Below are 12877 nucleotides of genomic sequence, written 5' to 3'. Positions count from 1 at the left end.
TCTCTACAAATCCAACAACAGAGAGGCACTACCAATGGGTATCTTTGACTATAAAAACCTCGGCACCGAGGGCTCCAAAACGTTGTTCGCCGATGCGATGGCGATCACGATGTATTCCTACCACAACCTGGATAACGGCTTTTCCGTGGGTTACCAGAACAACGGCTTGGGCCTTGGCCTGCCGGCCACGCTGGTGAGCGCGCTGATTGGCAGCGGCAACGCCCAAGGCGTGATTCCCGGGATCCCGTGGAACCCGGATTCAGAAAAAGCCGCCCTCGACGCAGTGCAACAGGCCGGTTGGACCCCAATCAGCGCCAGCACCCTGGGCTATACCGGCAAGGTCGATGCCCGTGGCACCTTCTTTGGCGAAAAGGCTGCCTACGGTACCGCCCAAGTGGAAGTGCTGGGCAAATACGATGACGCCGGCAAACTGCTGGAAATCGGCATCGGCTTCCGTGGCACCTCGGGGCCACGGGAAAGCCTGATCACCGATTCCATCGGGGATGTGATCAGTGACCTGCTTGCTGCATTCGGTCCCAAGGACTATGCAAAAAATTACGCTGGCGAGGCGTTTGGCAACTTGCTCGGCGACGTCGCTGACTATGCCAGCGCCCAGGGCCTGAGCGGCAAGGATGTGGTGGTCAGCGGCCACAGCCTGGGCGGCCTTGCGGTCAACAGCATGGCGGATCTGAGTGGGAGCAAATGGTCAGGGTTCTACACCGATTCCAATTACGTGGCCTATGCGTCGCCCACCCAAAGCGCCGGCGACAAGGTGCTTAACGTCGGCTACGAAAACGACCCGGTATTCCGGGCGCTGGACGGTTCCTCATTCAACCTGTCGTCCCTGGGCGTACACGACAAACCCCACGAGTCGAGCACCGACAATATTGTCAGCTTCAACGACCACTACGCTTCCGCACTGTGGAACGTGCTGCCGTTTTCCATCCTCAACCTGCCGACCTGGGTCTCGCACTTGCCCACCGGTTATGGCGACGGCATGACGCGCATCCTCGAGTCCGGCTTCTACGAGCAGATGACCCGTGACTCCACAGTGATCGTCGCCAACCTGTCCGATCCGGCACGGGCCAACACCTGGGTGCAGGACTTGAACCGCAACGCCGAGGCGCACAAGGGCAATACCTTTATCATCGGCAGCGACGGCGACGACCTGATCAAGGGCGGCAGGGGGGCGGACTTTATCGAAGGCGGCAAGGGTAATGACACGATCCGCGACAGCAGCGGGCATAACACGTTTTTGTTCAGTGGGCAGTTTGGTAATGATCGAGTGATTGGCTATCAGTCGACAGACAAGCTGGTGTTCAACGATGTGCAGGGCAGTACCGATTATCGCGATCACACCAAGGTGGTTGGCGGGGATACGGTGATTAGTTTTGGTGCCGATTCGGTGACGTTGGTGGGCGTGAGCAGTCTGTCGGGGGAGGGGATTGTTATCGCTTAAGTTGGAATGCGGTTAAAAACTGTGGGAGGGGGCTTGCTCCCGATGAAGGTGGGACAGCCACAGATGTGCTTACTGACCCACCTTCATCGGGAGCAAGCCCCCTCCCACATTTGATCTCGGTTCGCCTGGAAAGATTAGTTTTCCTTGCGCACCGTGGCTACATCATCGGCCTTGATGCGAATGCGCTTGCCGGCGATATCGGTAAATTCATAGAAGCCGTCAGCTGTCTTGGCGTTGGGCGTGTCCTTGGTCAAATACTGCGTGCCATTTTGCAATGTCACTACCGTTTGCGTGGAGCAACCGGCCAATACCAGAAAAGTGAGTGCAACCAGCGGCAGACCCAAATTCTTCATGTTCATAACCCTTACCTTTAACCCTGAAAAGTCCCGCAGCGTCTGGCTGTGGGCTATAAATGTTACGCGATCAGCTCCCTCATCTGATCGTTTTTTTGCAAAAAGTTGCAGGCGCCATTTATCTATTACCGATTGCAACAACGGCTTTGCATCGGCACTCTGTATGCATAACCAGTATTTGACTCCCTTGCGCCATGGCCAACCCCCTCGAAGACCCCTTGTATTACCTGCATAACTTCCGCCAGGTCCTGGCCTGGCTGGGGCAACGCTATGCCGATCTGCTCGATGCGGACGAACAGCATTTCATTCAGCAATTTGACAGGTTGCCCCAGGCGTCCCAGGCGTTATTGGTGCGCATGATGATGCGCAAGGGTGTGCATTTTCGCGGCGCCAAGCTTAATTATGTGGAAATCGGCTGCCCCCATGCGGCAGCGGGCCCATTACGAGAACTGGGATGGGTGGATGACCAAAGCCCGCTGCCGTTTGCCACCTTGTTCGCCTTGCTGCAAAAGGGCGAAATCCTCGGCGCGTTCAGGCCCTGGATCGATCAGCCCAAGGGCAACAAGGCCACCTGGCTCGAACCGCTGGCGGCGCAGTTCAGCGAGCCGCGCAGTTTTGCTCAATGGTGCCCGGGCTTGGATGATGTGCTCTATAGCCTTACGGTCATGGCGTTGTGTGATCGCCTGCGCTTGATGTTCTTTGGCAACCTGCACCAGGACTGGTCCGAGTTCGTGCTGGCAGACCTGGGCATCTACACCTATGAAAAAGTCGAGATTTGCGCCGAGTCCCGCGGGTTACGCACGCGTGACGACGTGGTGGGGTTCCTGTTCCTGCACCAGTGCCAGCAAGCGTTTGAAGCCGGTGAGGCATTGGACACGCTGCTGGTGCAGATCGCCGGCCTGCGCACCGACAACCCCTGGCTGGAAAAACGCCGCGCCAAGCTGTTGTTCCAGATCGGCCAGTATTGCGAGCGCTGCGCCGAGCTTGCGCTGGCTGAACAGATCTACCTTGCCTGCGCCTATCCCGGTGCACGTGCGCGGTTGATCCGGGTCGTTGAGCGTCAAGAGGATTACGCCCGAGCGCTGGCCCTGGCCACTGCAGCCCAGCAGGCCCCGGAAAGCGCCGCTGAACAACAGCACTTGCTGCGTGTATTGCCGCGCCTGCGCCGCAAACTCGGCGAACCGGCGTTGCCCAAGGCCAAGCCGCAAGCGGTTGCACGCCTTGACCTGGCACTCGCCCAGGCGCCGCTGATGTCGGTGGAATACTGCGTCCAGGCGCACCTGAACGAGCCCGAGGCACCGGTGCATTACGTCGAGAATGGGTTGATCAACTCGCTGTTCGGCCTGTTGTGCTGGGAAGCGATTTTCGCGCCGCTGCCGGGCGCGTTCTTCCATCCGTTCCAGCGTGGGCCGGCGGACCTGCACAGCGAAGACTTCCATCAACGCCGCGAGGCGTTGTTTGCTACGTGTTTCGAGCAACTGGGGGATGAGCGCTACAAGGCCACCATCCGCCAACGTTTTCTGGATAAATGGGGTATCCAATCACCTTTCGTGTTTTGGAGCCTGCTCAGCGAAGAGCTGTTGGAGCAAGCCCTGGCCTGCCTGCCCGCCGAGCACCTGCGCCATTGGTTCACACGCCTGCTGCTGGATATCCGCGCCAACCGCACCGGAATGCCGGACCTGATCCAGTTCTGGCCTGCACAAAAAACCTACCGCATGATCGAGGTCAAGGGCCCGGGCGACCGCCTGCAAGACAACCAACTGCGCTGGCTGCAATTTTGCGGCGAGTACCAGATGCCGGTCACCGTCTGTTACGTGCGCTGGGCGGAGCAACCCGCTTGAGTTACAGCGTGGCCGTACGGGCGCTGTGTGAGTTCACGGCCAAGGTCGGCGACCTTGACCTGCGCTTTACCCCGTCGCCCAGCGCCCAGGAAGGTATCGTCGGCCACCGTACGGTGGCGTCCCGGCGCAGCGCGCACTACCAGAATGAAGTCGCCCTGGAGGGGCAATACCAGCAGCTCAACGTGCGGGGCAGGGCGGACGGCTACGACCCCGACGCCAACCGCCTTGAAGAAGTCAAAACCTACCGCGGCGACCTCTCTGCCCAGCCCGCCAACCATCGGCAACTGCACTGGGCCCAGGTCAAGGTGTATGGCTGGCTGATGTGCCAGAAGCTCGGCCTCGGCGAAATCGACTTGGCGCTGGTGTACTTCGATATCGTTGGCGAAGGCGAGACGCTGCTGAACCAACGTTTCGAGGCGGCGCAGCTTGAGCGCTTTTTCAATCAGCAATGTGCGTTGTTCCTCGACTGGGCCCAATTGGAAATGCAGCACCGCGATAAGCGCAACAAGGCCGCCCAAGCCCTGGCATTTCCCCATGCCGATTTTCGTCCCGGGCAGCGTACGTTGGCCGAGTCGGTCTACAAGGCGGTCAGCACCGGCCGTTGCCTGATGGCCCAGGCGCCCACGGGCATCGGCAAGACCGTCGGTACCCTCTTCCCGATGCTCAAGGCGCTGGCGCCGCAGCAGCTGGACAAGGTGTTCTTCCTTACCGCCAAAACGCCGGGGCGCAAGCTCGCCCTGGATGCCGCCCAGGTGCTGTACGACAGCAGTCCGGATCTGCCGCTGCGTGTACTTGAGCTGGTTGCACGGGACAAGGCGTGCGAACACCTGGATAAAGCCTGCCATGGTGATTCCTGCCCGCTGGCCAAGGGTTTTTACGACCGCTTGCCCGCCGCCCGCCATGCCGCGTCCAGGGTTCGCCTGCTCGATCAGCGCAGCCTGCGCAGTGTGGCGCTGGCCCATGACGTGTGCCCGTATTACCTCAGCCAGGAAATGGCGCGCTGGGCCGACCTGGTGGTCGCCGACTACAACTATTTTTTCGACTTCGGCGCCCTGTTATTCGGCCTGGCGCAGTTGAACCAATGGCGTGTTGCGACGCTGGTCGACGAGGCCCATAACCTGGTGGAACGCGCCCGTTCGATGTACAGCGCCAGCCTCGACCAATACAGCCTCAAGACCTTGCGCGATACCTCGCCCGAGCCGCTGAACAAACCCTTGCAGCGCCTGAACCGCGAGTGGAACGCGTTGCACAAGGAACAAGTCGCGCCGTATCAGGCCTATGCCACCCGGCCCGACAAACTGCTACAGGCCCTGAGCCTGTGCACCAGCGCCATGGGCGACTACTTCAACGATCACCCCGAGTTCCTCAATGGCGACCTGCAAGCCTTCTACTTTGAAGCACTGCAATTTTCCAAGGTGGCCGAGCTATTCAACGAACACTTCATCTTCGACATCAGCAAGCGCCAGTTCAGTGGCAAGCGCAGTAGCTCGACCCTGTGCCTGCGTAATGTGGTGCCGGCCGAATTCATCCGGCCCCGATTGACGGCGGCTCGCAGCAGCGTGCTGTTTTCCGCGACCCTGAGCCCACGCCACTATTACGCCGATTTACTCGGGTTGCCGGCGGATACTGCCTGGGTCGACGTAGAGTCGCCGTTCAAGGCCGAGCAATTGCAGGTCAGCATCGTTGAGCGCATCTCTACACGCTTTGTGCACCGCCAGGCGTCGCTGGAACCTATTGTGGAATTGATCGCCCGGCAATTTGCCGAGCAGCCGGGCAACTATCTGGCGTTTTTCTCCAGCTTCGATTACCTGCAGCAAGTGGCGCAGTTACTCGCCGAGCGACACCCGCAGATTACACTGTGGCTACAGTCACGCGGCATGGCCGAGGCCGAGCGCCAGGCGTTCCTGGACCAGTTCACCCAGCACAGCCAAGGCATCGGTTTTGCGGTATTGGGCGGCGCGTTTGGCGAAGGTATCGACCTACCGGGGGCGCGTTTGATTGGCGCTTTTATTGCCACCCTGGGCTTGCCGCAACTCAACCCGGTGAATGAACAGATCAAGGCACGCATGGGCGAGGTTTTCGGCGCGGGGTATGACTACACCTACCTGTATCCCGGCATCCAGAAGGTGGTGCAAGCGGCGGGGAGGGTAATCCGCAGCCAGCACGACCGCGGCGTGGTAATGCTGATCGATGACCGCTTTGGCGAGTCGCGGGTTCGACAGTTGCTGCCGAGGTGGTGGGCGATCAATGCTTGACAGATTACGGCGATTCAAATGTGGGAGGGGGCTTGCTCCCGATTACGGCGTATCTGCCAGCCAGTATGTAGCTGACCCACCGCTATCGGGAGCAAGCCCCCTCCCACATTTGAGCGGTGGTGTTGCTTAGATTACTTCCAGGTAAGAACTGTGTATCGCCCGCGCCAACTCGCGCACGGTGTCGATAAAGTCCGTCAACCGGGCGTGCAGTCCATCTTCCAGAATCTCATCGATCCCGGTATACCGCAGCCTTGCTTCGAACTCCGCCGCCAGGCGCTGCGCCGTGCGTCCGTAACTGCCGGGCAAGTCGGCGAGGATATGGCTCAACTCTTCGATGCACGCGTGCAGCGAGCGCGGCACATCGCTGCGTAACAGCAGTAGCTCCGAGACCGAGCGTGCATTCAGGGCGTTGGGGTATAACTCGGTGTACGCCTCGAACGAGGACAGCGCACGCAGCAGGGCGCTCCACTGGTAATAACCGCGAGCCGACAAGTCGCTGACTTCTTCGGACTCTTCACCAAACATCTCATAGCGCGCATCCAGCAGGCGCAAGGTGTTGTCGGCGCGTTCCACAAAGGTGCCCAGGCGAATAAACCGGTAGGCGTCATTGCGCATGATGGTGCCCGAGGTCGCGCCGCGAAACAGGTGCGAGCGTTGCTTGACCCAGTCGCAGAAGTGGCTGATGCCATGCCGCGCCAGGCCGCCGGCGGCGATGCTGCGCATTTCCAGCCAGGTGGCGTTGAGGTTTTCCCACATATCGGCGGTGATGCGCCCGCGCACGGCGTGGGCATTGCCTCGGGCGGCGCGCAGGCAGTTGTAGATGCTGGCCGGGTTTTCTTCGTCCAGGGCGAAGAAGTGCAACATGCGCTCGGCATCCAGGGTCTGGTGACGCTCCAGGTAGCTGTCCAGGGTGCCGCTGCTGAGCAACGACATTGCCAGCTCATCCAGGCCATCGCTGCGCCCGGCCTGGGGCATCAACGACAGTGAATAACTGACTTCCAACATGCGCGCCAGGTTCTCGGCGCGTTCCAGGTAGCGCGACATCCAGTACAGATCAGCAGCGGTTCTACTCAACATACTCAGCCCTCCACCACCCAGGTGTCCTTGGTTCCGCCGCCTTGCGACGAGTTGACGACCAGCGAACCTTCCTTCAGCGCCACGCGGGTCAAGCCGCCCGGCACCAGGCGGGTTTCCTTGCCCGAGAGCACGAAGGGGCGCAGGTCGATATGCCGGGGCGCGATGCCGTTTTCGACAAAGGTCGGGCAGGTGGACAGGCTCAAGGTCGGTTGGGCGATATAAGCGTGGGGACGCGCCTTGATGCGCTGGCGAAAATCTTCGATCTCGGCTGCGCTGGAGGCGGGGCCCACCAACATGCCGTAGCCGCCGGAACCCTGGGTTTCCTTGACCACCAGTTGTTCCAGGTTGGCCAGCACATGGGACAGTTCATCGGGCTTGCGGCACTGGAAGGTCGGTACATTTTGCAGCACCGGCTCCTCGTCCAGATAGAAGCGGATCATCGCCGGCACATAGGGGTAGATCGACTTGTCGTCGGCCACCCCGGTGCCGATCGCGTTGGCGAGCACCACATTACCCGCGCAATAGGCCGCCACCAGGCCGGGTACGCCGAGCATTGACTTGGGGTTGAACGCCTCGGGGTCAAGGAAGGCGTCGTCGATGCGCCGGTAGATCACGTCCACCGCCTTGGGGCCATCGGTGGTGCGCATGAATACCTTGAGGTCGTGCACGAACAGATCGGCGCCTTCGACCAGCTCCACGCCCATTTCCCGCGCCAGGAACGCGTGTTCGAAAAAAGCGCTGTTGAAGCGTCCAGGGGTCAATACCACCACATTGGGGTTATCGAGGCGGCTGGCGCTTTTCAAGGTCTTGAGCAGCAGGTTGGGGTAGTGGTCCACCGGCGCAATGCGTTGCTTGGCGAACACTTCCGGGAACAGGCGCATCATCATCTTGCGGTCTTCGAGCATGTAGCTCACGCCGCTGGGGGTACGCAGGTTGTCTTCGAGCACGTAATAGGTGCCGTCGCCGTCGCGTACCAGGTCGACACCGGAGATGTGCGAGTAAATGTCGCGGTGCAGGTCCAGGCCGACCATCGCCTTCTGATAGCCCTCGTTGCCCAGCACCTGTTCTGCCGGAATGATCCCGGCCTTGATAATGCGCTGGTCGTGGTAGATGTCGGCGAGGAACATATTCAGTGCGTTGACCCGCTGGATACAGCCGCGCTCGATCAGGCTCCACTCACTGGCGGGGATGCTGCGGGGGATGATGTCGAAGGGAATCAGGCGTTCGGTGTCTTGCTCGTCGCCATACAGGGTGAAGGTGATCCCGGCGCGATGGAACAGCAAGTCGGCTTCACGGCGACGCTGGGCCAGCAGTTCCGGCGGCGTGTTGGCCAGCCAGCGGGAAAAATCCTGATAGTGGGCACGGCATACGCCGTTTGCGTCATTCATTTCATCGAAGAAAGTTCGAGCCATTCCAGTACCTTGTCAGTGCCGAGGATTTCCTGGGTGGCACTGCCGCTTAAAAAACGCATGTTCTTATGAGCCCGTGGCTGAGGGTGCCAACAGGCCTGGTCCTTACTTTCTTATGGAGTCGGCTCTGGGTCGCGGGGTAACGAATGCTCCTGTTTACGGGTAGATGAATGGATAAAGCAAGGGATGTGCCGGAACGCACACAAGGTGGCGATTACCTGTGGCGAGCGAGCTTGCACGCGCTGGAGTGCGCAGCGCTCGCGCTTTTGTGGGGGCCGCTGCGCAGCCCAGCGCGAGCAAGCTCGCTCGCCACAGAAGCGGGCTCACCACAAGGGGGCAGAGGGCGCCCTGACTTGGTGCGCAAGAAACTTGAACTTCATCCACGTCCGATTCTTCTAACGAGTCCCGTCACTTTGTGGAGCATCGTTGTGCCCCGAATCATCTCCCCAAACACGCCGGAAGCGGCCCTGACCGACCATAGCGAACACAACGCCAAGATCTTCGGCTCGCCCAAGGATCGCCTCGACTTCTACCGGCGCGAGATCCAGTACGAAACCAGCATCCTGGCCAACCGCACCGACGCTTACCTCACTGCGCAATCGTTTCTGGTGATCGCTTTCGTGTCCGGCATGGGCAACCTCAACCCGGAATGGGGCAAGCTGTTCACGCTGGTGGTGCCGGTGATCCTCGCCGCGCTGGGTATTCTCAGCTCGCTCAACGCCTGGCCTGGCATACGCGCGGCCTACCAGATCATTGATCACTGGCACTACAAGCAAAGCGAATTGCTGCGCAGCGAGCCGGTGATGGGCCTGGCCTACGATGAATCGCCGCTGTTTTCCGAAATGGAGTCCAGTCACAAGGGCTATCGCAAGTCGTTGCTGTTTTCCATGCGCGCGCCGTGGTTGTTCATGGTGTTCTGGCTGGTGTTGGGCATCTATGCGTTTTATATCCAGGTGGACAATCCACTGCGCTGAGCAATCGGACGGAACTTCACTGGGGCACGTGGCGCCTTAGCTTTACGCGGTAAAGATTTATCACCGGTCTGTGAAGAGGTATGCCATGTCTACATCCAACGATCCCCAAACCAGCAACCGCAATGACCCTGCCATCGATGGTGGCGAGCCCGCTCCGGGCACCGCTGCCGATGCGCCCAAGGACCCGACGCCTGCCAGCGACCCCAAGGCCAGGGAAAACGACTACAGTCCAGACTTCAAGCCTGAGCGCGAGCACAAGCCTGAAACCGATGCCGATATCGATACCCAAGGCGGTTAACGGAGACGGTCATGTCAAAAGAACTCGACGAAGAACTCAACGACCCCGGCAATGAAGATCCGGGTTCGCTGATGGATGATGCGCAAGTGCCGCTCAACGATCTGGATGAAGCGGCCGACGTCGGCAATACCGACAGTCAGGATTGATCGGGCGGCGGGCCAAAGGGATCGGTGAGCTTGAACAGTAGGTATTCTTACTGTGCTTGATCCACTGAAACCTTCTGGCCCGGTACGCGGTTATCCGTCACGCCAAGCGCGGCGCAGGATTCATTTTTTGTGCGCGGCGCGTCGTTCGTACCACGCCAGCAAGGGCTGGGTGCTGAGGCCATGCACCATCACGCTCAGCGCGATCACCGAGAGGGTCAGGTTCACCGCCACGGCGCTGCTGGTACCTATCAGCCCATGGTTGAGCGCATAGAACAGGTAGTAGAGGCTGCCGATCCCACGAATACCAAACCAACTGATCAGGCTGCGTTGCCGCCGGTCCAGCAGGCTGCCCCAAGGCATCGCAAACACGCTGAGCGGGCGAACCACACAGAACAGCAACGCCGCCACCGCCAGCGCGCGCCAATCCCAATGGCTGACCAACACGATGCCCAATACGCTGACCAGAAGCACCTCCATCGAGCGCTCCACGAGGCTGCCGAAAGCCAGCATGTCGCCCATCATCACGCCGGCGGCGATCTGGGTGTCCTTCAACTGGCTGACGTCACCGTGCAGCGCCTGCTCGGGCTCGATCTCCAGATGGCCCACCACCGGCTGGGCCAGGTGCTCGGCCGGCGTTTGCGCATAACCGGTGGATTTGACCTCGGCCTGGCGCAGCCCCAGGCCCGCCGCGAACACCGACAAGAAGCCGTAGCCGCCGACCGCTTCAGCCGTCACATACGCCAGGGCAATCAGCGCGAGGGTGAGGTAGTCATTCGGTGACAGGGTGCTATCGGCATTGATCAAGCGCAGGCGCAGGGTGATACGGCCAATGCCGCGGCCCATCCAGTAACCCATCAACAGCCCGGCCGGTACCGCCCATAGTAGGTTCTTCAGCCCCCAGCCGCCGAACCAGTCGCCGTCGAAACCGCCATGTTGCATGAACAGCAGGCCAAAAATCACAAAAGGAAACGCAGTGCCGTCGTTCAACCCTGCTTCGCCGGACAGGCCGAATCGCAACGCGTCATAGTCCTGGGCATTGTTGACCTGCACCAGGCCGGCCAGCACCGGATCTGTGGGCGCCAGCATCGCTCCCACCAGCAATGAAACGCCCCAGGTTAAATCGAACAGGTAGTGCAGCAACAGGCAGGTGCCGAGGATGGTCAGCAGCATCACCGGCCCGGCCATGCCAAAGGCGATGCGCCAGGTGCGGTGCTTGAGCGGCAGGCGCAGTTTCAAACCGCTGACAAACAGCGAAAACAGCACCGCCACTTCCGTCAGGTGCTCCATCCAGCGCGCTGAGCCCTTCACGTCCAGGTGCAACAAGTCCACGCCCAGCGGGCCAATGGCGATGCCCAGCAACAAGCACACCGCTGAGGTGGTCACCGGCATCCAGCGCAAATAGGAGGAGGTGAGGGCGAGGGTGAGCAGTACGGCGCCCAATACGGCCAACCATAGAATGAAAGTCATCGTGGGTGTTCCAGGGCCGTGGTCTATGCAGGTTTGAGAACAGCGACCGGGAGGGGGTTCAATGTGATTGCCAGCCACGGGGACAAGGCCCTATTTATCCATTGAACGACGGTTTGCTATGCACTAAGTTGACCGATTGTTGCCGCGCGCATATTTATGGATTTGCGTCTTTATTCTTTCACCAGAGTCTCTGGCATGAGGTTTTCTCCCTTCGTTGAACGAATTGCAGGGCAGGGCGTCGCCGCCTGGGACATCCACCACGCTGCGTTCGACGCTGCCAGCCAGGGCGAAGACGTCATCATCCTCAGCGTCGGCGACCCGGATTTCGCCACGCCGGCCTTTATCACTGACGCCGCCGTCAATGCCTTGCACGCGGGAGATTCCCACTACACCGAGATCGCCGGGCGCCCGGCCTTGCGCGAGGCGATCGCGACCCGTTACAGCCAGACCCTGGCCCGCCCGTTGGCGGCTGACAACGTCATCATCGTGCCCGGTGCGCAGAACGCACTGTTCATCAGCTCGCTATGCCTGTTGCAGGCCGGCGACGAAGTGCTGGTGCTCGACCCGATGTACGTCACCTACGAAGCCACGCTCAAGGCCAGCGGCGCCACCCTGGTGCGGGTGCCCTGCAGTGCGCAGTCCGGCTTTCGACTGGATCCACCATTGCTCGCCGCCGCGATCACGCCGCGCACCCGGGCGATATTCTTTTCCAATCCGAACAACCCCACTGGCGTGGTGCTCAACCGGCAAGAGCTGCAAGCCATTGCGGACTTGGCGATCGCACATGACCTGTGGGTGGTGGTGGATGAGGTCTATGAAAGCCTGGTGTTCGACGGTGAATACCACAGCCTGGCGGCGTTGCCGGGCATGGCGCAGCGCTGCATTGTGATCGGCAGCTTGTCCAAGTCCCATGCCATGACCGGCTGGCGAATCGGTTGGCTCATCGCCCCAGCGCAAATGGTGCAGCACGCTGAAACCCTGCTGTTGAGCATGATGTACGGCTTGCCCGGCTTCGTGATGGAGGCGGCGACAGCTGCGGTGTTGGCCCATGACGAAGTCACGCAAGGCATGCGTGAGACTTACCGACGCCGACGCGACCTGGTGGTGACTGCCTTGAGCGCCTGCCCGGGCATCCGCGTGCAGGCGCCCCAAGCGGGCATGTTTGTGTTGGTGGATGTGCGCGATACGGGCCTGGGGTCCCTGGATTTCGCCTGGCGCCTGTTTCGTGAAGCTGGCGTGTCGGTGCTGGACGCGGCAGCCTTCGGCGAGCCGGCCCAGGGCTTCGTTCGGCTTTCCTTTACCTTGGGCGAGGAGCGTCTGGCGCAAGCCTGTCGGCGGATTGTGCTGTTTGTTGAACAGCTTGCCAGTGAGCGGGCCGTGCACTGGGCGTGAGTACTTGCCCAACTTTTGGCCTTGTCTCGTTTCAAATGCGGGAGGGGCGGTGCGACGATTCGACTTGCCCCGACGGCCATAGGTGTCTACCCAAATTGGTAGCAGCCGACGGTAACCACGATGCGAAGCGAGCCGCTATTGATCTTGATCTGCTTTTGATCTTGATCTTAGGCGCCCCGTTAAACCACGCTGGCCGGAATTCGACA

General features: G+C 60.6%; 10 protein-coding genes and 1 pseudogene. 7 read left to right on the top strand and 4 right to left on the bottom strand.

Features of this window, described 5'->3' with window-relative positions; translation table 11 throughout:
• The first annotated feature begins 34 nt into the window (after positions 1-34).
• Positions 35-1459 carry a lipase gene (locus tag E4O97_RS18585; RefSeq protein ID WP_248161914.1) on the top strand — a complete coding sequence of 475 codons (1425 nt, stop codon included), beginning with the start codon at positions 35-37 and terminating at the stop codon, positions 1457-1459.
• Between the two features lie 134 nt (positions 1460-1593).
• Here the strand turns inward: E4O97_RS18585 and E4O97_RS18580 are convergent, their stop codons facing one another.
• Positions 1594-1818, bottom strand: coding sequence for a YgdI/YgdR family lipoprotein (locus E4O97_RS18580; RefSeq protein WP_005788446.1), 225 nt, complete (start codon positions 1816-1818; stop codon positions 1594-1596).
• Positions 1819-2006: 188 nt separating this feature from the next.
• Between E4O97_RS18580 and E4O97_RS18575 the strand changes: the two genes are divergently transcribed.
• Positions 2007-3653, top strand: coding sequence for a VRR-NUC domain-containing protein (locus E4O97_RS18575; RefSeq protein ID WP_248161912.1), 1647 nt, complete (start codon positions 2007-2009; stop codon positions 3651-3653).
• Entirely contained in the window at positions 3650-5908 is a 2259-nt protein-coding gene (locus E4O97_RS18570) for an ATP-dependent DNA helicase (RefSeq protein WP_248161910.1), read from the top strand. Before E4O97_RS18575 ends, E4O97_RS18570 begins: the two co-directional genes overlap by 4 nt.
• 126 nt (positions 5909-6034) lie before the next feature.
• Here E4O97_RS18570 and E4O97_RS18565 read toward each other — a convergent pair whose 3' ends face one another.
• Together E4O97_RS18565 and E4O97_RS18560 are read right to left on the bottom strand one after the other, a co-directional pair.
• Positions 6035-6985 (bottom strand): alpha-E domain-containing protein, encoded by a 951-nt coding sequence (locus tag E4O97_RS18565; protein WP_005788443.1) that lies wholly within the window; start codon positions 6983-6985, stop codon positions 6035-6037.
• Between the two features lie 2 nt (positions 6986-6987).
• A complete protein-coding gene (locus E4O97_RS18560; RefSeq protein ID WP_005788442.1) occupies positions 6988-8397 on the bottom strand; it encodes a circularly permuted type 2 ATP-grasp protein in 1410 nt (469 codons plus the stop codon).
• Between the two features lie 425 nt (positions 8398-8822).
• Here E4O97_RS18560 and E4O97_RS18555 point away from each other — a divergent pair, with 425 nt between their 5' ends.
• The 3 genes from E4O97_RS18555 to E4O97_RS27535 all read left to right on the top strand — a co-directional run bounded on the left by E4O97_RS18555 (position 8823) and on the right by E4O97_RS27535 (position 9812).
• Complete coding sequence (locus E4O97_RS18555) at positions 8823-9368, top strand: hypothetical protein (RefSeq protein ID WP_032803895.1); 546 nt, start codon at positions 8823-8825, stop codon at positions 9366-9368.
• Between the two features lie 85 nt (positions 9369-9453).
• Positions 9454-9666, top strand: a complete 213-nt coding sequence (locus tag E4O97_RS18550; protein WP_078821390.1) for a hypothetical protein — start codon at positions 9454-9456, stop codon at positions 9664-9666.
• An 11-nt stretch (positions 9667-9677) separates the two neighbouring features.
• On the top strand, positions 9678-9812 hold the full coding sequence (locus E4O97_RS27535; protein WP_005788437.1) for a hypothetical protein: 135 nt from the start codon (positions 9678-9680) through the stop codon (positions 9810-9812).
• 120 nt (positions 9813-9932) lie between these two features.
• Here E4O97_RS27535 and E4O97_RS18545 read toward each other — a convergent pair whose 3' ends face one another.
• A complete protein-coding gene (locus E4O97_RS18545) occupies positions 9933-11279 on the bottom strand; it encodes a sodium:proton antiporter (RefSeq protein WP_248161908.1) in 1347 nt (448 codons plus the stop codon).
• Between the two features lie 195 nt (positions 11280-11474).
• Here E4O97_RS18545 and E4O97_RS18540 point away from each other — a divergent pair.
• Positions 11475-12641 (top strand): annotated as a pseudogene (locus E4O97_RS18540) (aminotransferase class I/II-fold pyridoxal phosphate-dependent enzyme); the annotation flags it as partial.
• Between the last annotated feature and the right edge of the window lie 236 nt (positions 12642-12877).

This window comes from Pseudomonas sp. W15Feb34, assembly GCF_023127765.1.
Classification (GTDB): Bacteria; Pseudomonadota; Gammaproteobacteria; order Pseudomonadales; family Pseudomonadaceae; genus Aquipseudomonas; species Aquipseudomonas synxantha_A.
This window is presented reverse-complemented; position numbering and strand designations above follow the sequence as displayed.

What these genes read in the sequence shown, in the direction of transcription:
- E4O97_RS18585 (WP_248161914.1), top strand. Translation starts at nt 35, where the DNA reads ATGGGTATCTTTGACTATAAAAACCTCGGCACCGAGGGCTCCAAAACG.
- E4O97_RS18580 (WP_005788446.1), bottom strand. Translation starts at nt 1,818, where the DNA reads ATGAACATGAAGAATTTGGGTCTGCCGCTGGTTGCACTCACTTTTCTG.
- E4O97_RS18575 (WP_248161912.1), top strand. Translation starts at nt 2,007, where the DNA reads ATGGCCAACCCCCTCGAAGACCCCTTGTATTACCTGCATAACTTCCGC.
- E4O97_RS18565 (WP_005788443.1), bottom strand. Translation starts at nt 6,985, where the DNA reads ATGTTGAGTAGAACCGCTGCTGATCTGTACTGGATGTCGCGCTACCTG.
- E4O97_RS18560 (WP_005788442.1), bottom strand. Translation starts at nt 8,397, where the DNA reads ATGGCTCGAACTTTCTTCGATGAAATGAATGACGCAAACGGCGTATGC.
- E4O97_RS18550 (WP_078821390.1), top strand. Translation starts at nt 9,454, where the DNA reads ATGTCTACATCCAACGATCCCCAAACCAGCAACCGCAATGACCCTGCC.
- E4O97_RS27535 (WP_005788437.1), top strand. Translation starts at nt 9,678, where the DNA reads ATGTCAAAAGAACTCGACGAAGAACTCAACGACCCCGGCAATGAAGAT.
- E4O97_RS18545 (WP_248161908.1), bottom strand. Translation starts at nt 11,279, where the DNA reads ATGACTTTCATTCTATGGTTGGCCGTATTGGGCGCCGTACTGCTCACC.